The following is a 19,624-nucleotide window of genomic DNA, read 5'->3' on the forward strand; positions in this document are numbered from 1 at the left end:
TGACTCACACTGGTTCAATTTCGGGGCCACGCCGGGATCGGGCAGCGGCAGCTTTGAGCCTGTAGATATGCGGCCCGTCAACGTTGCTTTCCAAGAAAAACGGCAAGCCTGATATCACCATTCCCGCGACTGCCGCGAGGCCGTGCAGTCCAGCCTCGTTGAGCTGCGGAACACCGATCCAGTGGAGGCCCGCAGTCCGCAGGCCCGAACGTTCATCAATGTTGACCAGTTGATTCGCATCCTGCGTGATGATGGCATCGAAGTCACGCTCAGCCAGGTATTCGAAGAGTTCGACGTCCTCCACGCCCCGCAGCGTTTCGTGGTCCGGGTGGCGGAAGGTATGTTTCCGATACAACTTGGTAAGGGGCTCCACCAAGGCTTGATAAGGAAGGTTCTCGTCCAGATAGAGCTTCAACGGCCAAGCCGCCGATCCCTTACTGATGAATCAAAGTCCACTGCGTCCAAGGCAGCTTGCCGTGTCACCTGCGGATAGAAGAAGTGTGCATCCTCAGCTGACACAGAGCCATCCTCAAGCAGCAGGGCAACCGTGTCATACCTTACCCGTGTGCCTGCGATGGTTGGCCAGCCGCCCATTCGACGTTCACGAACTTCGATATTCGCTCGTGGTTGGCGGAAATCCACAACGTCCTGCCCCTGCATGTTGGTAAATGGTGCGAACACATGTGCCATCGAAAGCAGCAGTGTCTGTCCCCTCCTCTCGACCAGGTCGACTGCATCGCTTCCGTCCTCGTCGACGAGGAAGATGGTTTTGCGCTCGGTAATTAGTTTGTAGCTCGAGGGATGGTCTGTGAGGTCGTAGTTCTGAAGCGTACTCAGGGCCGTGCGAATTCGTTGCAGGGGGAGCTCGCTTCGGAGCCGTACGAATGTTCTCAACGCAACGATGTCCCGGAATGAATACAGGGCCCGGGGCCGGGAAGCGACTTCAGGAACGAGCAGTGCGGGAGTTGCCCTCCAGTGGATCAGCTGGGACATGGAGGCGCCGCTCAATACCGACGCCAATTCCGATGGGAACGCCATGAGGGCACCACCCTTCTTGTATGGGCCTGTTCGGCTGCCGAATATCGGTGCCTCTATTTGAAGTATGACGTAAGAGCGGAACATGACGGTTCCACCCCGGGTTTCGGGGGCAAGTCGGGCCGTCCGCCTTCCGTAGAATAGGAGCCATGACTTCCTCGCCTGAAACTTCAGTTGCCCGCGCCCGCCTTCTTGAACTCATCAAAGAACTGGCGGTGGTCCGGGGTAAGGTGATCCTCTCCAGCGGCAAGGAAGCCGACTACTACATCGACCTGCGCCGCATCACCCTGCACCACGAGGCTTCCAAGCTGGTGGGCCAAGTGATGCTGGCAATGATCGACGACGCCGGGATTCCGGTTGAGTGCGCCGGCGGACTCACCATGGGTGCGGACCCGGTGGGTACCGCCGTGATGCACGCAGCAGCCGATGCCGGCCGTGCCGTCGACGCGTTCGTGGTCCGCAAGGCACAGAAGTCGTACGGCATGGGCCGCCAGGTTGAGGGTCCTTCGGTTGAAGGACGCAATGTTGTGGTCCTGGAAGACACGTCCACCACGGGCGGTTCCGCGCTGACCGCCGTCGAAGGTGTCCGCAAGGCCGGCGGCAACGTGGTGGCCGTAGCCGTGATCGTTGACCGCAACACCGGCGCCAAGGAAAAGATCGAAGCCGAAACCGGTGTGCCGTATCTCTTCGCTTTTGGCAAGGACGAGCTGGGCCTCGACTAGGAAAACCAGGCACTGCCGATGCCACGAAGGGCGCATCCTAAGGGCATCGGCGGTGCAGTTTCCACGGGGCTGTAAGGCTATGCCTTCGAAGCCTATGCTTGCTGCGTGGGCGTTCAGGTAGAGAAGCTTCCGGCGCCGCCGGAAGTGGAAGAAGACCTCCCGCTGCCCGCCGCGCCTGAGCCGGGCCCGCAGCCTGGATCAGGGACGGAGCCAGCGGAGGATCCGGGTTCATGGGCCCGGATCCTGCCCTATGCTGCCCGGCTGAAGAAGACGTCTCGTCGTAACTTCCTGATCTCTGCCGGAGCATCGGCGGCGCTGGCGGGCGACATGCTTTTCACGCGCCATGTCCAGGCCGAACGCCGCGTCCCAAAGATCCTCCGAGTCCCGGACACGTTTGCGGACCTGTACTTCCCGAAGTCCAGCTGGATCCTGTTTCCCGGCTACAAGACCAGCTGGGAGGAGGCCCAGTGGATCCTCAACTCACTTCGTCCGGCGCTTCACCAACGCGGACGCCTCGCCGCCGTCGGCTATTCCAACCTTGGGTTGGACGTTGACGAGGTTGTCCGCGAACTCGTCCTGCATGTTCGCGAACTCGGTCTCGAGAAGTTGTACTTTTACGGCCATAGCTTCGGCGGGATGCTCGCCACGCAGGTCGCCGCCCGCCTGCTGGAGTTGCACGGCGTCGAAACCGAGCTGATCGTCCTCGACTCAAGCCCTTTCAGCCGCGCGGACGTGCTGGACCAGAGTTGGTTCGACGGCGTCGTTTTCCTCTACGAGAACGGCTTCCGCATTCCTTCGGTCCTGCGCGGCGGGTATGAGCTGGGGGAGCGGCTGGTTCACAAGGACGAACGCTCCTGGCGGCAGATCCTTGACCAAACGGCTGAGCAGCTCTCGCCGATTGCGCCGTCGAGCGTGCTGATCCAGACGGAGTCTGCCTACATCTACCACTTCGACGGCCTGCGCTTCGTCGGGAAACTGGGGCCGGCAAAGATGGCGTACATGGGCAACTCGGCTGACGCCACCGTCAACTATGTGACGGCCCGCGCAGGATGGAGCAAAGTGTTCGCCGCCAACATGAAGCTCCCCATTCTCAGCACCGAAGGTGCCCGTCCCGCCCATGCCAGCCCGCAATGGAACCCCGAGGTCTACCGTCCCCTGCTGGAGCATGTGCAAAACCAGTTGGAGCCGCTGCCGCCTGCCCGTGTGGAGCCGTCCTATAAGGAGCCGAACGGGCGGATCATCCGCCCGGCTTAGGCCTCACCCGCCGTTGCGCAGGCCCTCAACCTCGACGGCGGTCAGTCCGGCTCCGCGGAGGAAGCTGCGGGCATCGCCGAACTCGCGCGCAAAGCCAACCAGGAAGTGCCGGATGGCGGCTTCGGGGCTTTGCAGGATCATGAGGTCGGGGCTGAAATACTGCGCCGGGGTGGACGGAACCACAAGCCTCCACGTCTCGGCCATGGTCTCCAACAGGTGGGGAAGGTTGCGCGTAGTGGCCGTGTAGTCGCTGACCACCGCCTCATCGGATTCGCCCGCAGCCAGAAGGGCAACCGCAGACACCACCCCGGTCCTGTCCTTGCCCAGCGAACAGTGGATGAGCGTGCGTTTTCCCTGGGCCACCGGACGCAGGGCGTCAGCCACCCATTCGGGGCGAATGCGGATCCACCCCAGGTACAGCTCACCCAGGTCTTCGGGCTTCTCCACGGCCTGCAGGGACCCGGCAACCGCGTTGGGGTCCAGCGGGTTCTGGATGAGTTCGACGGCGCTGCCCGGGTTCCGTGGCTCCTTCTCCGGAACGGCGGCGGAAGCAGGCTCAGCCTCACTCCCGGGCAACAACCATGGGACCAAAGCGCGTTCGAGGTCGCTGCGGAGATCCATGATGGCCTGGATGCCGTGCTGTGCAAGGAATTCCGAAGTGGCCGCAGCATCCAGGCCGAATGGCTGGCTCCCCCTGAGGATCCGTCCGCCGGCCAGCGGACGCAGATTGAGCACGGCCACGATGATCTCCCTAAATCTGGCTCTTCAGGTCGGCTACGGAGTTCAGGATCTGGTTGGGCCTGAAGGGGAACGACACGATCTCGTCGCGCTGCGTGATGCCGCTAAGGACCAGGACCGTGTGCAGGCCGGCTTCCATGCCCGCGATGATGTCGGTGTCCATGCGGTCACCGATCATGGCGGTGGTCTCGGAATGGGCGTCGATCTGGTTCATGGCCGAGCGGAACATCATGGGGTTCGGCTTACCGACGATGTACGGTTCGCGGCCCGTGGCCTTGGTGATCATTGCCGCTATTGCGCCCGTGGCGGGGAGGGGGCCGTCCTTGGAGGGGCCCGTGGCGTCCGGGTTGGTGGCAATGAACCGTGCGCCGGCGAGGATGTGGCGGACGGCCATGGTGATCGCTTCGAAGGAGTAGGTGCGGGTTTCACCGAGGACCACAAAGTCAGGGTCCGTGTCCGTCAGGATGAACCCGGCCTCGTGCAGGGCAGTGGTGAGGCCTGCTTCGCCGATGGTGTAGGCGCGGTTTCCGGAGTCCGAGGAGCTGACTTGGTCCTTAAGGAACTGGGCCGTGGCCAGGGCTGAGGTCCAGATGTTCTCCTCCGGAATCTCAAGACCCGAGGCCCGCAAACGGGCGGCCAGGTCACGCGGAGTGAAGATCGAGTTGTTGGTGAGTACGAGGAAGCGCTTGGACGTGTCCACCCAGCGTTGAATGAGCTCGGCGGCTCCTGGGATTGCCTGGTTTTCATGGACCAGGACGCCGTCCATGTCCGTGAGCCAACACTCGATTTCGTGGCCGTTGCGGTAAACGGAGTCGGACGTCTGGGGCGTGGATTCTTCTGCCATATTTGCCTCCGGCTGGGATTATTCATGCACTGCGTCCCAGTCTTTCACTATTCGGACTTCCAGACATCCCGGGTTCTTGCTACGTGGATAGAAGTACCCATGCGGAAAAGGCCTTTTGACTTGCGGGCGGAGCCACTGATTGCACTAGTGTTGTGGCGGCGCGGGCGGCATCACCGTGGGTCGGGGGATCGGCACGGTGGAATTCCAGGCCGTCGGCGCTTCAGCAGGTCCCCTGTTCAGATCGTCCTGCCGGCAGTTCCACAGCCGGCCCCAGCGCTTGAAAGGGCCTGTCATGACCAACAACAACGGGGCACCCCAGCCTCCCTACAATCCCGACGGCGTACCCCAGCCGCGCTACAACACGGACCAGGGTCAATACCGGCAGTACCAGTCGGACCAGACCCAGCCGCTGTACCAGCCGGAGGCGCAGCAGCAGCCCGGCTACCCCGGCACCCAGCAGCCCGGATACCCCGGCACGGCCCAGCCCGGCTACCCCGGCACGCAGCAGCCCGGCTACTCCGGCGCTCCCCAGCCCGGCGGACCCAACCAGAACCCGGGCGACCACAACAAAAAGGCGCTGTTCCTGATCCTCGGCGGAATCGCCGTCGTCGTGGTCATTGCCCTGGTGGTGGTGTTCGCATGGCTGATTCCGTCGGCCACCAAGCCGGTTGCGGTGGAAACCCCTACGCCCACCGGGGAAGCCTCCGGACAGGCCTCCGACGCGGCAATCGACCCTTCCGAGCAGCCCTCCGCGGATGCGACAGGTTCCGGCGACATGCCCGCCGGCGCCATCCCGCTGCCAGCTGGCTGGGACCAACTGGCCGGCCCCAGCAACGTTCCCGCCGACGGCGATCCGCTTTTCAGCAAGTGGGTGACGGGTGAATCCTCGTTCCAGTACTTGGCCGAGTGGACCCACGACGAGTCCTTCGGCATCACCAAGGACCCGAGTACCGGCGAAGAAATCCAGAAGCGTGCCCAGGGCACAGCGGAGACCGACGGCGACGGCATCGCCCTTGCCTACGCCTTCTTCGCGGAATCGGAAGAGGGCAAGTTCGGCAAGGAACCGGCCGACGTCAAGAAAGCCATCGAAGACATCGAAGCCCGCTACAGGGGCATGACCGCAACGGAGTTGCCGCAGAACCTTGTGGGCCACAAGTGTGCCTCCGACTTCAAGACCAGCATGCCGGAGATCCGCGAATTCCGTCGCGGCGCGGCAGTGGTGGTGGGATTCACCTGCACCAACGCCCGCGGCGAACAGATCCAGGCAGTCAACCTCTTCTCGGTTACGCCCTGGGGCACCCCGCAAATGCTCGGCGTGAGCGGACACAAGGAATACTGGGACGCCCACCCAGGCCTCTTCCAGCAGTTGGCCAACTCGTACCGCATCAACAAGTGGAAGATGAGCTGAAGCGGGCCGGTGCGAAGCCGCGGCTAAAATTGCGGGGTGACTGACCTTCCCGCTGATGCAATTGAGCCCACCCCTGCCGGAACACCGGACCCGGCCCCGGCGGAAGGCGAGGGCGAAGCGAAGGCGGAGGTCGGCGTCGGGCCTTGGGAAGGCGAGTGGCCCGAGGGCGAGCACTGGGACCCGGACCTGCTGCGCGACGGCGACCGCCGCAACGTAGTGGACCAGTACCGTTACTGGAAGCACGAATCGATCGTGGCGGACCTGGATTCAAAGCGCCACGAATTCCACATTGCCATTGAGAACTGGCAGCACGACCTCAACATCGGGACCGTGGTGCGCACCGCGAACGCGTTCCTCGCCAAGGAAGTCCACATCATTGGACGACGGCGGTGGAACCGTCGCGGTGCCATGGTCACCGACCGTTACCAGCACGTCCGCCACCACCCCACGGTCGAGGACTTCGTCCAATGGGCGGAAGGGGAGGGGCTGGCGGTGATCGGGATCGACATCTTCCCCGATTCCGTGCCGCTGGAGACCTACGACCTCCCGGAAAAGTGCGTGCTGGTGTTCGGACAAGAGGGGCCGGGCCTCACTCCGGAGGTGCACCAAGCCGCCGTCGCCACCCTCTCGATCGAGCAGTTCGGCTCCACTCGGTCCATGAACGCGGCTTCCGCGGCCGCGATCGCGATGCACGCCTGGGTGCGCCGGCACGTGTTCAACCAACCCGTGTCCTAGCGCGGAAGGGCATCCTGGCGCCAGTGTTACCAGCCCAAGTGACCGGAAACACGGCGGCCGGACGGTTGTCGCTAGGATGGTGCTAGCCGTAAGCGGTCTACTCCAGGGTTACCAACCCACAGACGAATTCAGCATAGGAGTCACCATGCCCATTGCAACCCCAGAGATTTACTCCGAGATGATCGACCGCGCAAAGGCTGGCGGCTTCGCCTTCCCCGCGGTCAACGTGACGTCGTCGCAGACTCTGAACGCTGCGATCCGCGGTTTCGCCGAGGCCGAATCCGATGGCATCATCCAGGTTTCCACCGGTGGCGCAGCCTACTGGTCGGGTGCCTCCGTCAAGGACATGGTGGCCGGTTCCTTGGGCTTCGCCGCTTTCGCCCGCGAGGTTGCCAAGAACTACAACGTCAACATCGCCCTCCACACGGACCACTGCCCGCAGGACAAGCTGGAAGGCTTCGTCCTCCCGCTGCTCGCCGCTTCCGAGGAAGCCGTCAAGGCCGGCAAGGACCCGATCTTCAACTCGCACATGTGGGACGGCTCGCACGAGACCCTGGAAGACAACCTGCGCATCGGCCGCGAACTGCTGCAGCGCGCTGCTGCTGCCAAGATCATCCTTGAGGTCGAAATCGGCACCGTTGGTGGCGAAGAAGACGGCGTTGAGAACGAGATCAACGAGAAGCTCTACACCACCACCGAGGACGCCCTCGCCACCATCGAGGCACTGGGTGCCGGCGAAAACGGCCGCTACCTCACCGCGCTGACCTTCGGTAACGTGCACGGCGTGTACAAGCCGGGCAACGTCAAGCTCAAGCCCGAACTGCTCAAGCAGATCCAGGCTGAGGTCGGCGCGAAGATCGGCAAGGACAACCCCTTCGACCTCGTCTTCCACGGCGGTTCGGGCTCCACCGAGCAGGAAATCGCCGACGCCGTTTCCTACGGCGTCATCAAGATGAACATCGACACCGACACCCAGTACGCGTTCACCCGTCCGGTGGCCGGGCACATGTTCTCCAACTACGACGGCGTACTGAAGGTCGACGGCGGTTTGGGCAACAAGAAGACCTACGACCCCCGTGTCTGGGGTGCTTCGGCCGAGGCCGGCATGGCAGCGCGCATCGTCGAAGCAGCACAGCAGCTCGGATCGGCCGGCAAGACGTTCTAATGTCCGACGAATTCCGCAAAAACCTGATGGGGCCGGAGCCCACGCTCCTGCCCGCCGAGAACGAGATCTACCAGCACCTGGCCCTTGGCAAGGAAGCACTGGACCTCGTGGCCCAGAACCCCACGTCGTCACTGCTGTGGGCCATCCTCGCCGAGGAAGCCTGGGCCGAGGGCCGGACCATCGAGTCCTACGCCTACGCCCGCGTCGGCTACCACCGCGGCCTGGATGCCCTCCGCCGCAACGGTTGGCGCGGCGTCGGACCTATCCCGTGGGAGCACGAACCCAACCAGGGCTTCCTGCGCGCGCTCTACGCGCTGGGCCGTGCTGCGGCTGCGATCGGCGAAGCTGACGAGCCCGAGCGGATCGAGAAGTTCCTGAACGACTCGGATCCGAACGCCAAGGCAGCGATCGAAGGCAGCTGACCAAACGCAGTAAACAACGACGGCGACCCTCACCAAAAGGCGAGGGTCGCCGTCGTATGTGCGTTGTGAGGCCCGCTTTACGTGCTTTGTAGGCGAAATGCCGCGCAGAACAGGCCCCGCAACGCGAGAGGCTAAGCCTTGCGGGGGATGCCCGTGCGCGCCATCGCTTCGGCATAGGCGGCGTGGATGGCGTCCAGGTATTCCTGCTGGCGCTCGGGAGTTCCGGCGAAGGAACGGCCACCCAGCGAGCGGACCTTGAACGTCTTGAAACCGCGGCGTGCGATGCTGGCCGGGGCAGCCTTCATGAGCTGATCGGCAAGGCGGTGTGCCTCGTTGCCGTGCGCCACCAAAGCCGAGGTGCGCGGCAGGAGCTGCAGGAGGCGCAGGAGCGGCTTGAGTCCCTCGGTGATGTTGGCGGGAGTGAGCTTGCCCGGTTCCTCGTTGGGCTCGATCCAGGGGTAGGCGTTCCACGGGATGACGTATTCGGGGCGAAGTCCCAGCTGCCACTGCATTCCGAGCATGCGGGTGGTGGCTTCTTCGTCGCCGGGCTTGATGAAGCCCTCGCCGGACGTGGTGCGCTGGTTGGAGAAGAGGCTGACGATGCGGCAGTCGTCCATGCTGTGGGCGGGGTCGATGTACAGGACCTCGCTGCCCGGCTTCTGTTCCTTAAGGGAATCGCACAATCCGTTGACCTCGGCGATGTGGTCTTCGTAACGGCGGTTCCAGAGGAGTTGTTCGGGTGAGTCAGTCGCCAGGTCTTGCATCGGAAGTTTGGTCTCCTAGGTGTTACAGCGCGCACCAATCGAACCGGCCGCGGGCATGCCGCTGCCGACGCTCAAGGGGTGCAGTTGGGGGCTGGTTAACCTTACCGGACACTTGGGTGGGTAGTGGTACGCGCTTTCGGTCATGATGCCCGGAATGTCCCGCTGCCGCTGTCTCGGCCTTTGCGGAAGCTGCAGCGGAATTGGTGGCGGCGAGTAATATTTCCGCAGGTCATCCCCAAAACCGTTGACTTTGGACCATCCGGATGATGGGTTGGACCCAACGGTTTTGGGGGGAACCGCACCCCACGCCAAGGACCCACCCAGGGGCCGCCAGCAAACATCTACCGTGGGGGTAACAGTGGTTGCAGCACCAGAAACGTCCGTTGAAACGTCCAAGCGTCCGGGCAAGGCTCCAAAAATCCGCGCGATCCTGGCCGGTGGCCTGGTGCTGGGAGTAGGTGCGGTGATCACCTTGGCCGCGTGGAACGACTCCGAATTCGCCCAGGGCACCTTCACCGCCGGAGCTTTCAACCTCGAAGGCAGCGCCGACGGGACGGCCTTCGCGGAACACCCCGTGGGCTCCCCGGCGACCCTGAGTTTCACGGCAAACCCCGGCAACCTGTCACCCGGGGATGTGGTCACCGCGCCTTTCGCGGTGCGGCTCGACGACGCCACCACCAACGACGCCACGGTGACCGTCTCCACTGAAGCCTCCACCGGTTCCCTCACCGGGCTGACCTACTCGCTCACCCAATCGACGGCGTTCGGTTGCGGCGAGCCTGTCACCGCCACTTTGGTGACGGCCGGGCAGGCGTTGGGTTCGACGCCGGGAAGCGTCACCTTCGCGCTCGCCCAAGGTGCGGGAACGGACCCGGGAGATCCGGTCAACCTGTGCTTCAGGATCACGGCCGATTCGAATCTGGTGCAATCGCAGACCGGAACCACCACTTGGGAATTCGCGGCGCAGTCCCAGTGACCCATGGGTAAGCGACGTTTGGTAACAACCCATTCGGGAATGCCCGGAAGGATGGGGTTCCTGCGTATCAGGGCACTCCTGGCAGGGGCCTTGGCGCTGGGCGTGGGAGGCTCGGTGACGATGGCTGCGTGGACTGACAGTGACTTCGCCACAGGTGCGTTCGGGGCCAGCGTGTTCGTCACCGAGTCCAACGTGACCAAGCCCTACAGTGCGGCGGGAACGTGGAGCCCTAACGACGTTGCCCCGGGCGGCGCCCTGGTGTTCACCGCCACGGCAATGAGTCCCGGGACAGTGGTGTACGCGCCATTCGCCATCCGCACCAAGGCAAACTCAGTCGCAGGGGAAGTGGTCCTGGGCATTCCCTCTGTAACCAGCAGCGGAACGGGCAGCGCGGACCTGGGTGCCGCACTCCGCTACAGGGTGGTGCGATCAGCCACGTGCGATGCCTCGGCCTTCATCGGCTCGCCCGTTTTTGTGGTGGGCAGCGACGGAGCCAAGCCGTTTACGCAAGGGCAAGCGGCCGGCGTCGTCAATCCGCTGGCCGCAGCTACCGCCACCTTGCCTGGGACTCCGACGCAGTTCTGTTTCGAGGTGACCCTGCCGGCCGGAGCGAACAGCGCACTCCAAGGGCAAACGGCCACGGCGACCTGGCAGTTCACTGCCACCTCAAGCTCATGAGCCGGCCGAGCTTCGCCGGGCGGGCACGGGAACTGCTGCTGAACCTCGCGGCCGCAGGCGGAGCCGCCTGCATCCTCGTTGTGATTGCGGCCGTGCTGTTCAACGTATCCCTGGTCTTGTTCAAGACGGGGTCCATGTCCCCGACGATCCCGGCGGGTTCCCTTGCCGTGGTCCGCGGGATTCCGGCGTCGGAGATCCGGGTTGGCGATGTCGTCACCGTGGAACGGCCGGGCAAGTTGCCCATAACCCACCGGGTGCAGGGGATCCAGCCGGGCGCGGGGGAGGCACGGATCATCACCATGAAGGGCGATGCCAACTCCGAACCGGACCCCGCGCCTTACGTGGTGGAACGGGTCCGATTGGTGGCATGGTCCGTTCCGGGACTCGCCTACCCGATCGCGGCCGCGGCCAATCCGGTGGTCCTCGGTGCAACGAGCGTGGCCGTCGCGGCATTGGTGACCTGGGTGTTGTGGCCGAGGCCAGGGCTAGGGCAAAGGCGAGGGCAAAACCTTGAGGCCCCGGGCCGGCGCAAAGGCGGGCGGCATGCGGCTCTCTAGCGTTGCGGTGGTGGCCGGGTTGCTCGCCTTGCTCGTGTGGCTCCCGGCAGGCGTCCAGGCGGCACCGGCCCGGGAGCAGCCCTCCGGCTGGTTGGAGCTCGACGCCGGTCCGGCCGGGAAAGTGCACCAGCTCGCCCCGGACGGCACTGCTGAATGGTCGGTTACCGTCCTGGCCCCGGGTGAGCCGGCCAGGGCACTGGAATTCTGGGTGGAGCCGGCCACGGTCGCGCCCGGCGAGCGCCTGCTCCGCGACCACCTCAGCGTGGAGCTTCAGGCGTGCCGGGAGCCGTGGGTGGGTGGCGCGTGCGCCGGCGGCAAGGAACAGCTTCTGGAACCCACCGCGCTCGCGGAAGCCGAGGGGGAGCGTGTGCAGTTGGACGACCCCGGCGCCGCGGGATCCACCGGGACGCACTTGCTGCTGAAGGCTGCGCTCTTGGGGGACCTCCCACCGGAGGCGGCGGGGACACGGACGCAAATCGTCCTGGGCGTCCACGGCAGCGGCGACGATCCGGGCAGTCCTGGCAGCACCACGGGCCATCTTCCGGATACCGGCGCGCGGCTGGGCGGCTTTGCCCTTCTGGGAGTATGTGCTGTTGCGGCGGGTTTCGGGCTCGCTCGGATGCGGAGTTCGCGGCCATGAGGAAGCTGCCGGCATTGCTCGGATCGGCGCTGTCCCTGGCGTTGGTCGCGGCCCCGTTGACCGCGTCCCCGTTGACTGCGGCATCGTTGTCCAGAGCCCCATTGTCCCGGGCCGCGCTCTCTGTCACGGAAGCAGCCTGGCAAAAGAGCGAATACGGCACGGGGGCCTTCGGCACCATCACCATCCCGGCGCCAACCCTGAACGGTCAGTGCACGTACAACTCCGGGCCGCTGGGCCTCAATTCCTACGTGCGGATCTTCTGGCTTCCCCCGTCCGGCTACACCCTGGCCCAAGCCGAAATGCAGGCTTCCACCAGCGGACTGGGTTCCGCGCTTGCACCGCTGACGGGATACAACCTTGCTGCGAACACCACAGGGAATGCCACGTCCGGATACGTGACGGACGTCCAGACGAACCTGTTGGGCGGCTTGTTTGGCTTGGGAACAGAGCTCCAACTGGCGATTGTGATCAAGGACCCGGCCACCGGGTGGAGCTCCAAATCCGCGTCCGTGGCAAGCAACGCCGGACTCATAGCCGGGCTTGGCGGGAACTGCAGGAACCTGCCTGCGGGAACGTAGGTAGCCGTCCCCGGATTGCGTACCGCTCCGCCGTCGACAAATCTTTACGCGACCGCCGTCGAACGTTCCTTGACACCAGACTTTCAGGGCTGATCGGCTAAACTTGGCTGGTAAGAGCCCCGAACCTCTTGCGTTGGCTGCCGTCCTTGATGGCCACACCGGTAACCTCGGGGCATTCTCATGTACGGCGCCGGATCATCGCGTTCCGGCCCGAAAAGAATGGGGGAGGATCCCATGCCCGCAATCGTGATCGTCGGAGCCCAGTGGGGCGACGAAGGCAAAGGCAAAGCAACCGACCTGCTCGGTGGCCGCGTGGACTACGTGGTCAAGCCCAACGGCGGTAACAACGCCGGGCACACTGTGGTTGTCGGGGGCGAGAAGTACGAGCTCAAGCTCCTTCCCGCCGGCATCCTGAGCCCCAACGCCATTCCGATTATTGGCAACGGCTGCGTGGTGAACCTCGAGGCCCTCTTCCAGGAGATTGATGGCCTGGAGGCCCGCGGCGCGGACACCTCCCGCCTGCGTGTTTCGGCCAACGCCCACCTTGTTGCGCCGTACCACCAGGTGCTGGACAAGGTCACCGAACGCTTCCTCGGCAGCCGCGCAATCGGCACCACCGGCCGCGGAATTGGGCCCGCCTACATGGACAAGGTGGCCCGCCTGGGCATCCGCGTCCAGGACGTCTTCGACGAGTCGATCCTCCGCCAGAAGGTGGAGGGCTCGCTGCGCCAGAAGAACGAACTCCTGGTCAAGGTCTACAACCGCCGCGACATCGTCGCTGACGAGATCGTGGAGTACTTCCTGTCCTTCGCCGAGCGCCTGCGTCCGCTGGTCATCGACAGCACCCTGGAGCTGAACAACGCACTGGACGAGGGCAAGGTTGTGCTCATGGAAGGCGGCCAGGCAACGTTCCTGGACGTGGACCACGGCACCTACCCCTTCGTCACCTCCTCCAACCCGACGGCCGGCGGCGCTTCCGTTGGCTCGGGCATCGGACCCACCCGCATCTCGCGCTCCATCGGCATCATCAAGGCCTACACCACGCGCGTTGGCGCCGGTCCGTTCCCCACGGAGCTCTTCGACGAGATGGGCGTGTACCTGCAGAAGACCGGCGGCGAGTTCGGCGTGAACACCGGCCGTCCCCGCCGCTGCGGTTGGTACGACGCCGTCCTGGCCCGCCACGCCTCCCGCGTCAACGGCTTCACGGACTACTTCGTCACCAAGCTTGACGTGCTCACGGGCATTGAGCAGATCCCCGTCTGTGTTGCCTACGACGTTGACGGCGTCCGCCACGACGAAATGCCCATGACGCAGACCGAGTTCCACCACGCAGTGCCGATCTTCGAGTACTTCGACGGCTGGACCGAGGACATCACGGGCGCACGCACCCTGGAAGACCTCCCCGAGAACGCCCGCAACTACGTGCTGGCCCTCGAGAAGCTCTCCGGCACGCGCTTCTCGGCGATCGGCGTCGGACCGGACCGCGACCAGACCATCGTGGTGCACGACCTGATCAACGACTAAGTTTCACTGACTTACGACGACGGCGGGCCGCCTCGTGGTTACGGGGCGGGTGTCGTGTTTCCCGGCGGCGTTGGTGGTGCCGGTGGTGCAGTCTGCAGGCCCGGGTCGGGCGCTGCCGTGCCGGGAACGGGGGCTGCCGGGGAAGCGGTAGTTTGGCCGGAGCCGGAGCCGGGGCCGGAGGCTGCTGTCGGGGTCGGGAGCGCAGGAGCTGCCGGTACTGGCGGCACCGTTTCGCCCACCGAGGCAGGGGTTGTTGCCACCGGGCTTGGGGTCGAGGACTGCGTGGGCCCTGTGGAACCGGGTGACGGTGATGGTGCGGGCGTCCCGTTCCTTGCCGGTTTGGCGCTCGGGTCGGTTTGGACGATCTCAATGATTTGTTTCTTGAAGTCTTCCAGCTTCCCTTGGATTTCCCAGAGCGGCACGTTCTGCAGGTTCCGGCCGTACTCGGCGATCTGCTGCCACAAGGCACTCAGCTTGGCCATGCCCTCCTCGCTGAGTGGTCCGTCCAGGGTCAGGACCAGTTGGTTCGCGAGGGCATAAGCGAGGCAGCGGACACAGTTGTAGTTGGCGGCAGCGGAGAGGTTCTCCGGAACCACCACGTTGGCCTGTCCTATGATGAGGATAACTTGGAAGCCCACTGCCACGGCGGCGCAGTCTTTGCAGCTGGCGAAGGCGTACGCCTCGTTGGCGTTCCGCACGTCCTCGCCGTCGTCGGCCCAGACCAGGGCGAAGGCGACGTCGTAGACAACAGATCCGTCCGTGGTGTTTACGGCGAGGGCTTGATTGCCGCCTTCTTCGGGCGCGGGCGGCTTTTCGAAGGGGAATACCCAGGACGGGACCGACGTCGTTGCGCTGGAGGCCGCGGGAGGCGCCAGGGTGGTGTGGGGGACCAGAACCATGCTTAGTTGCGGATCGTCCCGGGTTGGTTTGCGGGCGCCTTCCGGCCAGAGCGCCACGGTCCGTCCGGTATGGCCCTGCTTCAGGTCATGGCCGGCTGCGGTCGGGAAAATGGCGGTGGTGGCGTCGAACAGCGTGCCGTGCTCGTAGGACTGGACAGGGCGGTAGGTCCCGGCGCCTGGCCACCAAGCCCATGCGAGGCCTGCCGTGACGGCTGCGATGACGGCCATTGCTGCGGCCCTCTGCCAGGCTTTGCCGCGGGTTTTTTGCCACAGGCCGGTAACGGCCTGGCGGCCCAGTCGAACCAGCATGTAGAAAATGGCTGCCACGGGAAGAGCGACGCAGGCCAAGGCGAGCGCCCGGACAGCAGCATCCGCCACGTCCCCGGCGGCCACGCTGTGAACCAGTGCGGCTTGTTGCTTCCCGGCGTTGTCCCATGCAGTGCCGAGGATCCGCGGCAGCGTGAGGACCATGGTGGCCAGGCTGAAGACCAGCAGGGGCACGGTAACCAGCACCCAGACCGTGACGACGGCGCGGGCCCAAGGCTTGAGCAGCTGAGCTTGAGGGTCCGTCTTGCGCCAAGGGACCAAGGCGAGCAGCGTTGGCTTGATCCGCTGGAAGAGGTCCGGGACGCCGGTGACGTCGGCGAGGATGTGGTAGCCGTCAAAGCGGACCATCGGCATCAGTTGCCGAACCATTTGCAGGATCTGTGTCACCACCACCAGCAGCAGTGCATCAAAGCCCGTAGCCCACCAGAGGCCCATGATTGCTACAGCCACGATCGCGTTGAAGTACAGGCCGCCCAGATCCGTGCGGATCCGGGCGCCCCGGCCCAGCCGGTAAGAGTCGGTGACGTCCGTGTAGAACGCCGGCCACATCAGGTACAGACCGATCCCCATGGCCCCAGGGGTCGCACCGCCGCGTCGGGCTGCCGCGGCGTGGCCGAATTCATGGAAGCCCGCAGACAGGACAGTGACCAGCAAAACCAGCAGCACCAGGCCGGGGCTCGCGAAGGCTTCATGAGTGGCGGAGGCCAGCCCCTTGACCATCAATACCCACCAGCAGATGGCGATGAACGAAGCGGTCACGGCGACGACGATCAGCGGGTTGAACAGCGTGGTGAAGGGAGCTGTGATTTTTCGGGTGCGTTCAGGGTCCGTGACGGAATAGCGGAACCTCATGCCCAGCAGCGGGTTGGCTTTGCGGACCTCGGGTTGAGAGCCGTCGGCCAGCCGCAACAGTCCCAGCGGGAGCAGCTGCGTCTCGATGAGGGCGCGCACATTGGCCGCGCTGACCGGCTTGCCGAAGGCGCTCCCTGCATGCTGCGCGATCTCCGCCAAACCACGGTGACCATCCACGGCCTGCAGTATCAGGTACAACAGCCGGGTCAGTTGGATGGTCTGGCCGTCGGCGCGCCGTACCAGCGACGGGGCTTGCTTGTAACCGGATCCCTTGGTCTCACCGATCAATTGCACGCCGTCGGCCAGTGCGGGCGGCGGCCAGGAGGCCGAAGTTTCGGATGCCGGGGCAGGGGCAGGCGGACCGACCGGATTGCTCGGCCCGCCGTGAACGCTTGTCATTGACTGTTACTGCTTCATGGTGGACTGCTGCTCAGCCCCGGCCGTTGCGTTGCCGTTGATGTCCTGGTTGATGATGGCGTCCTGTTGTGCGACCGCGGTCGCGCTGCTGTCGATCGATCCGATGTTGGCGGCGACGGCGGCGTCGATCGGGGCAGCCACATTCGCGTTGGCGGCCACAGCGCCATTGATTGGGGCAGCAATGCCGGCATTGGCGTCGAGGTTAACGTCGACGTTGAGCAGGTTGCCATTGAGGGCACCCGCGGCCCCTCCTACGGTCGAGCCGGGATCGGGGGAACTTACCGGCGGCAGAACCCCGTCAGGCAGAGTTCCGCCGCTGGTGTCCCCGGGAAGGGTTGCGTCCGGTGCGGTCGTCGGAGTACTGGCGGGACCGGTGCTGCTGCCGTCCGCGGGTGCAGCGGTGCCCTGTTCGATGCCGCTGTCCTGCACGGAGTGGGCCGTGGCATCCCCGGTGATTCCCTGGTTAATCAGGGTCCCTTGGTCGGCAAGCGCTTGGGCATCGGATCCGAAGGACAGAACGTTGGCAGAGGCGGCCGCGTCGATCGGCGCTGCGACGTTGGCGTTGGCTGCGACGCCGAGATCGATCGGAGCCGCGGCGCTGATGCCGAGATTGAGATCGGCGTTCAGGTCCAGGACCGAGGCGACTTCCTTGTCCGGCAGCGGCGTGGCGGCTTCGGCCATCAGTTCCTCGTCGGACAAGCCCTTGGCAGCGGATTCATCATTCACAACAGGCTCCAATTTCCGGCACGGTTACTGCTGCCCCCAGTGAACAGCGTCCCTTGACGTGCCTACGACGCCTAATAGTAAGCATAATGATGAATTATTGGATACCGCCGCCGCCCGTCCGCAATCCGCGTGAACTCACGCGCGGTACGACGCCGGCAGGGGCACTCACCTCACTGCGCCATGTTGATCTCCGTCCCCAAGCCATGGCTCACGGCAGCATCAAACAGCAGGCGTCCGATCACGAGGTCCTGAACACCGATGCCCACGGAATTGAACAGGGTGATCTCCGAGTCGGTGGTGCGGCCCGCCACATCCTTGGTGATCACGTTGCCCAGTTCTCCGCGGACGTCCCCGATGGCCATGGCCCCCTCCGCGACCGCCATCAACAGATCACCGGACTTTTCGACGGCTGTGTCCAGGTTGTCCACGAACACCTCGGAACGCCCCATGCCGACGGAGTCGATTTCACGGTGGTTCGGTCGTGGGCGTGCCCCAACGGCGTTGACGTGCAGCCCGGGCCTGAACCATTCCCCCTGGATCAGCGGTTCCACGGCAGGAGTCAGCGTACAGAGCACATCAGCCGCCTCCACTACCTCTCGGATACTGGATGCCTCGACGATCTGAACGGCGTGATGACTGGTTTTGGCCCGGAAGGCCTCCACCGTGGCCCGGTTGCGGGACCACACAACCACCTTGTCGATCGGAAGGACCGCCAGCATCGCCTCCACGTGGGCGACGGCCAACGCACCAGCTCCCACAAGCCCCAGCGTGGAGCTTGAAGGGCGGGCAAGGTGCTTGCTGGCCACTGCGCTTGCTGCCGCCGTGCGCACCCGCGTGGGCACGCGGCCATCGAGGACAGCCAGGGTTTCCCCCGTGTGCCGATCGGCCAGGAGGATACTCGAACGCTGTGTAGGCAGCCCGGCGGCCCCGTTCGCGGGAATGTCGGACAAGAGCTTGACTACCGCGAGCCCTTGGGCTTCCGCCAGCCCGGACATCAGCACGTACCGTGCGTCGGAGCCAGGGAGGTGGAGCGACGTCGGGCAGGGCTGGTGGGCGGTGCCCAGCGCGATGTCTCTGAACCCCTGTTCGACGGCGGCGATAGTTGCCTCCATGTCGGCCAACGATTCAAGCACAGAGGCGGTAAGAATGCGTGTCATGGGCCCGCTACACCAGCACTTCGCCGTCGCGCGCGGTCACGCGCCCGCCGGAAACCACGAGGCGGCGCTGAGGGCAGCGCACCAGCACGTCCGGCACGTTCTCGGCGTCCAGGAGCACAATGTCGGCGCGTGAGCCGGCGACGAGGTCGTGCTTCTCCCGTCCCACGAACGGCGCGCCGTGTGTCGTCGCGTGCTCGACGGCGGTGGTCAGCTTATCGTCGTGGCGGAAGCCATGAAGCCGTGCAAAGGCGAAGGCCACGCGCAGCAGGTCCCCGTCGCCAAACGGCGACCACAGGTCGCGGATGCCGTCAGTGCCCAGGCCCAGGGGAACGCCGCGCTCGCGCATCTGTTGCCAAGGCAGCGGTGCGGTGCCATTCATCGCCACGGTGGTCAACGAGATGCCGGCTTCAGCGAGGCCCTCTACGATCTCCTCCTGTGCGGCCTGCGGCAGCGCGCCCAGAGCGAAGCCGTGCGAAATGTTCACCCTGCCTTGCAGCCCGGCGTCGATGGTGCGGCGAATCACCTGGCGGTACTCGTATGCGCCGAGCGAGCCGAAGTCGTGCAGGTGCAGGTCCAGGCCGACGCCCCGCTCCACGGCGATCTGGAAGAGTCCGTCGAGCTGGCCCTCGACGTCGCCGTCGATCGTCCCCGGGTCGAGCCCGCCAATGCTGTCGGCCCCGGACTGGGCAGCTTCGTCCAGCAGCTGCATCACTCCGGGCCTGCGCAGTACGCCGTCCTGCGGGAAAGCGACGGTCTCCACCTGGATCGCTCCATCGAGTTCGGCAACGGCCGCCTGCACGGATTCGAGGCCCTTGAGCCCGATGCCGAGGTCGACGTCGATGTGGGTGCGGGTTGCGGTGGTGCCGTGGCGGATGAACTCGCGCAACACCGCGGAAGCCGAATCCACGTTCGGGATGTCGTAGTTCCCACGTTGGGCGCGCTCGTTCGCGATCCAGCCCTCAACCGTTGGATGGTCCGAATAGGTGTACGACACCCAAGGCTTGCCCCACCAGCTCTTGTCGACGTGGGCGTGCGTGTTGATGAACCCTGGAACGGCGAGCAGCCCGTCGCCGTCGAGGTCGCCGTCGTCCGTCGTCCCGGTTGCGGGAAGCACCTGGACGATCGTGCCCCCGTCGATCACGATGTCGACCGCGTCGGCGCCCCACGGGCGCACGTTCCTCAGGGTGAACTTGTTGTCAGTCATTC

General features: G+C 64.9%; 21 protein-coding genes. 12 read left to right on the top strand and 9 right to left on the bottom strand.

Features of this window, described 5'->3' with window-relative positions; translation table 11 throughout:
* Positions 1 to 4: 4 nt before the first annotated feature.
* A complete protein-coding gene (locus ACIPY2_RS10120) occupies positions 5 to 415 on the bottom strand; it encodes a hypothetical protein (RefSeq protein ID WP_400266255.1) in 411 nt (136 codons plus the stop codon).
* Entirely contained in the window at positions 412 to 1,038 is a 627-nt protein-coding gene (locus ACIPY2_RS10125; protein WP_400266256.1) for a DUF433 domain-containing protein, read from the bottom strand. The genes ACIPY2_RS10120 and ACIPY2_RS10125 overlap by 4 nt, the downstream gene beginning before the upstream one ends.
* A gap of 146 nt (positions 1,039 to 1,184) precedes the next feature.
* Between ACIPY2_RS10125 and pyrE the strand changes: the two genes are divergently transcribed.
* Both pyrE and ACIPY2_RS10135 read left to right on the top strand, forming a co-directional pair.
* Positions 1,185 to 1,757: an orotate phosphoribosyltransferase gene (gene pyrE / locus ACIPY2_RS10130; protein ID WP_400266257.1), complete on the top strand. Its 573-nt coding sequence runs from the start codon at positions 1,185 to 1,187 to the stop codon at positions 1,755 to 1,757.
* A gap of 105 nt (positions 1,758 to 1,862) precedes the next feature.
* Complete coding sequence (locus ACIPY2_RS10135) at positions 1,863 to 3,011, top strand: alpha/beta fold hydrolase (protein WP_400266258.1); 1,149 nt, start codon at positions 1,863 to 1,865, stop codon at positions 3,009 to 3,011.
* 3 nt (positions 3,012 to 3,014) lie between these two features.
* Here the strand turns inward: ACIPY2_RS10135 and ACIPY2_RS10140 are convergent, their stop codons facing one another.
* On the bottom strand, positions 3,015 to 3,752 hold the full coding sequence (locus ACIPY2_RS10140; protein WP_400266259.1) for a tyrosine-protein phosphatase: 738 nt from the start codon (positions 3,750 to 3,752) through the stop codon (positions 3,015 to 3,017).
* Positions 3,753 to 3,762: 10 nt separating this feature from the next.
* The gene (locus ACIPY2_RS10145) at positions 3,763 to 4,593 is read right to left on the bottom strand and encodes an HAD-IIA family hydrolase (RefSeq protein WP_400266260.1); all 831 of its coding nucleotides are present in this window, start codon (positions 4,591 to 4,593) and stop codon (positions 3,763 to 3,765) included.
* A 292-nt stretch (positions 4,594 to 4,885) separates the two neighbouring features.
* Between ACIPY2_RS10145 and ACIPY2_RS10150 the strand changes: the two genes are divergently transcribed.
* The 4 genes from ACIPY2_RS10150 to ACIPY2_RS10165 all read left to right on the top strand — a co-directional run bounded on the left by ACIPY2_RS10150 (position 4,886) and on the right by ACIPY2_RS10165 (position 8,323).
* Positions 4,886 to 6,001, top strand: a complete 1,116-nt coding sequence (locus ACIPY2_RS10150; protein WP_400266261.1) for a hypothetical protein — start codon at positions 4,886 to 4,888, stop codon at positions 5,999 to 6,001.
* A 60-nt stretch (positions 6,002 to 6,061) separates the two neighbouring features.
* Positions 6,062 to 6,736 (top strand): TrmH family RNA methyltransferase, encoded by a 675-nt coding sequence (locus ACIPY2_RS10155; protein ID WP_400266585.1) that lies wholly within the window; start codon positions 6,062 to 6,064, stop codon positions 6,734 to 6,736.
* A gap of 145 nt (positions 6,737 to 6,881) precedes the next feature.
* Positions 6,882 to 7,901: a class II fructose-bisphosphate aldolase gene (fbaA, locus tag ACIPY2_RS10160; RefSeq protein WP_400266262.1), complete on the top strand. Its 1,020-nt coding sequence runs from the start codon at positions 6,882 to 6,884 to the stop codon at positions 7,899 to 7,901.
* Complete coding sequence (locus tag ACIPY2_RS10165) at positions 7,901 to 8,323, top strand: DUF3151 domain-containing protein (RefSeq protein WP_400266263.1); 423 nt, start codon at positions 7,901 to 7,903, stop codon at positions 8,321 to 8,323. Before fbaA ends, ACIPY2_RS10165 begins: the two co-directional genes overlap by 1 nt.
* A gap of 131 nt (positions 8,324 to 8,454) precedes the next feature.
* Here the strand turns inward: ACIPY2_RS10165 and ACIPY2_RS10170 are convergent, their stop codons facing one another.
* Positions 8,455 to 9,087, bottom strand: a complete 633-nt coding sequence (locus ACIPY2_RS10170) for a uracil-DNA glycosylase (protein WP_400266264.1) — start codon at positions 9,085 to 9,087, stop codon at positions 8,455 to 8,457.
* A gap of 358 nt (positions 9,088 to 9,445) precedes the next feature.
* Here ACIPY2_RS10170 and ACIPY2_RS10175 point away from each other — a divergent pair, with 358 nt between their 5' ends.
* The 6 genes from ACIPY2_RS10175 (at position 9,446) to ACIPY2_RS10200 (ending at position 14,040) form a co-directional block, all read left to right on the top strand.
* Positions 9,446 to 10,063 (top strand): SipW-dependent-type signal peptide-containing protein, encoded by a 618-nt coding sequence (locus ACIPY2_RS10175; protein ID WP_400266265.1) that lies wholly within the window; start codon positions 9,446 to 9,448, stop codon positions 10,061 to 10,063.
* A gap of 39 nt (positions 10,064 to 10,102) precedes the next feature.
* Positions 10,103 to 10,741, top strand: coding sequence for a SipW-dependent-type signal peptide-containing protein (locus ACIPY2_RS10180; protein ID WP_400266266.1), 639 nt, complete (start codon positions 10,103 to 10,105; stop codon positions 10,739 to 10,741).
* The gene (locus ACIPY2_RS10185) at positions 10,738 to 11,298 is read left to right on the top strand and encodes a signal peptidase I (RefSeq protein WP_400266267.1); all 561 of its coding nucleotides are present in this window, start codon (positions 10,738 to 10,740) and stop codon (positions 11,296 to 11,298) included. Before ACIPY2_RS10180 ends, ACIPY2_RS10185 begins: the two co-directional genes overlap by 4 nt.
* On the top strand, positions 11,285 to 11,938 hold the full coding sequence (locus tag ACIPY2_RS10190; RefSeq protein WP_400266268.1) for a hypothetical protein: 654 nt from the start codon (positions 11,285 to 11,287) through the stop codon (positions 11,936 to 11,938). Before ACIPY2_RS10185 ends, ACIPY2_RS10190 begins: the two co-directional genes overlap by 14 nt.
* Entirely contained in the window at positions 11,935 to 12,516 is a 582-nt protein-coding gene (locus ACIPY2_RS10195) for a hypothetical protein (protein ID WP_400266269.1), read from the top strand. Before ACIPY2_RS10190 ends, ACIPY2_RS10195 begins: the two co-directional genes overlap by 4 nt.
* Positions 12,517 to 12,750: 234 nt before the next feature.
* A complete protein-coding gene (locus ACIPY2_RS10200; protein ID WP_309996120.1) occupies positions 12,751 to 14,040 on the top strand; it encodes an adenylosuccinate synthase in 1,290 nt (429 codons plus the stop codon).
* A gap of 38 nt (positions 14,041 to 14,078) precedes the next feature.
* Here ACIPY2_RS10200 and ACIPY2_RS10205 read toward each other — a convergent pair whose 3' ends face one another.
* From ACIPY2_RS10205 to ACIPY2_RS10220, 4 genes are all read right to left on the bottom strand, one after another.
* On the bottom strand, positions 14,079 to 16,517 hold the full coding sequence (locus ACIPY2_RS10205) for a hypothetical protein (protein ID WP_400266270.1): 2,439 nt from the start codon (positions 16,515 to 16,517) through the stop codon (positions 14,079 to 14,081).
* Positions 16,518 to 16,523: 6 nt separating this feature from the next.
* On the bottom strand, positions 16,524 to 17,261 hold the full coding sequence (locus ACIPY2_RS10210; protein WP_400266271.1) for a peptidoglycan-binding protein: 738 nt from the start codon (positions 17,259 to 17,261) through the stop codon (positions 16,524 to 16,526).
* Positions 17,262 to 17,431: 170 nt separating this feature from the next.
* Complete coding sequence (locus ACIPY2_RS10215; RefSeq protein WP_400266272.1) at positions 17,432 to 18,418, bottom strand: ornithine cyclodeaminase family protein; 987 nt, start codon at positions 18,416 to 18,418, stop codon at positions 17,432 to 17,434.
* A 7-nt stretch (positions 18,419 to 18,425) separates the two neighbouring features.
* Positions 18,426 to 19,622: an amidohydrolase gene (locus ACIPY2_RS10220; RefSeq protein WP_400266273.1), complete on the bottom strand. Its 1,197-nt coding sequence runs from the start codon at positions 19,620 to 19,622 to the stop codon at positions 18,426 to 18,428.
* Positions 19,623 to 19,624: the final 2 nt, after the last annotated feature.

The organism is Paenarthrobacter sp. NPDC089675, from assembly GCF_044749185.1.
Classification (GTDB): Bacteria; Actinomycetota; Actinomycetes; order Actinomycetales; family Micrococcaceae; genus Arthrobacter.

Coding starts and splice junctions, on each gene's coding strand:
- ACIPY2_RS10205 (WP_400266270.1), bottom strand. CDS start 16,517: ATGACAAGCGTTCACGGCGGGCCGAGCAATCCGGTCGGTCCGCCTGCC.
- ACIPY2_RS10145 (WP_400266260.1), bottom strand. CDS start 4,593: ATGGCAGAAGAATCCACGCCCCAGACGTCCGACTCCGTTTACCGCAAC.
- ACIPY2_RS10195 (WP_400266269.1), top strand. CDS start 11,935: ATGAGGAAGCTGCCGGCATTGCTCGGATCGGCGCTGTCCCTGGCGTTG.
- ACIPY2_RS10180 (WP_400266266.1), top strand. CDS start 10,103: ATGCCCGGAAGGATGGGGTTCCTGCGTATCAGGGCACTCCTGGCAGGG.
- pyrE (WP_400266257.1), top strand. CDS start 1,185: ATGACTTCCTCGCCTGAAACTTCAGTTGCCCGCGCCCGCCTTCTTGAA.
- ACIPY2_RS10220 (WP_400266273.1), bottom strand. CDS start 19,622: ATGACTGACAACAAGTTCACCCTGAGGAACGTGCGCCCGTGGGGCGCC.
- fbaA (WP_400266262.1), top strand. CDS start 6,882: ATGCCCATTGCAACCCCAGAGATTTACTCCGAGATGATCGACCGCGCA.
- ACIPY2_RS10150 (WP_400266261.1), top strand. CDS start 4,886: ATGACCAACAACAACGGGGCACCCCAGCCTCCCTACAATCCCGACGGC.
- ACIPY2_RS10125 (WP_400266256.1), bottom strand. CDS start 1,038: ATGGCGTTCCCATCGGAATTGGCGTCGGTATTGAGCGGCGCCTCCATG.
- ACIPY2_RS10170 (WP_400266264.1), bottom strand. CDS start 9,087: ATGCAAGACCTGGCGACTGACTCACCCGAACAACTCCTCTGGAACCGC.
- ACIPY2_RS10200 (WP_309996120.1), top strand. CDS start 12,751: ATGCCCGCAATCGTGATCGTCGGAGCCCAGTGGGGCGACGAAGGCAAA.
- ACIPY2_RS10215 (WP_400266272.1), bottom strand. CDS start 18,418: ATGACACGCATTCTTACCGCCTCTGTGCTTGAATCGTTGGCCGACATG.
- ACIPY2_RS10185 (WP_400266267.1), top strand. CDS start 10,738: ATGAGCCGGCCGAGCTTCGCCGGGCGGGCACGGGAACTGCTGCTGAAC.
- ACIPY2_RS10165 (WP_400266263.1), top strand. CDS start 7,901: ATGTCCGACGAATTCCGCAAAAACCTGATGGGGCCGGAGCCCACGCTC.
- ACIPY2_RS10190 (WP_400266268.1), top strand. CDS start 11,285: ATGCGGCTCTCTAGCGTTGCGGTGGTGGCCGGGTTGCTCGCCTTGCTC.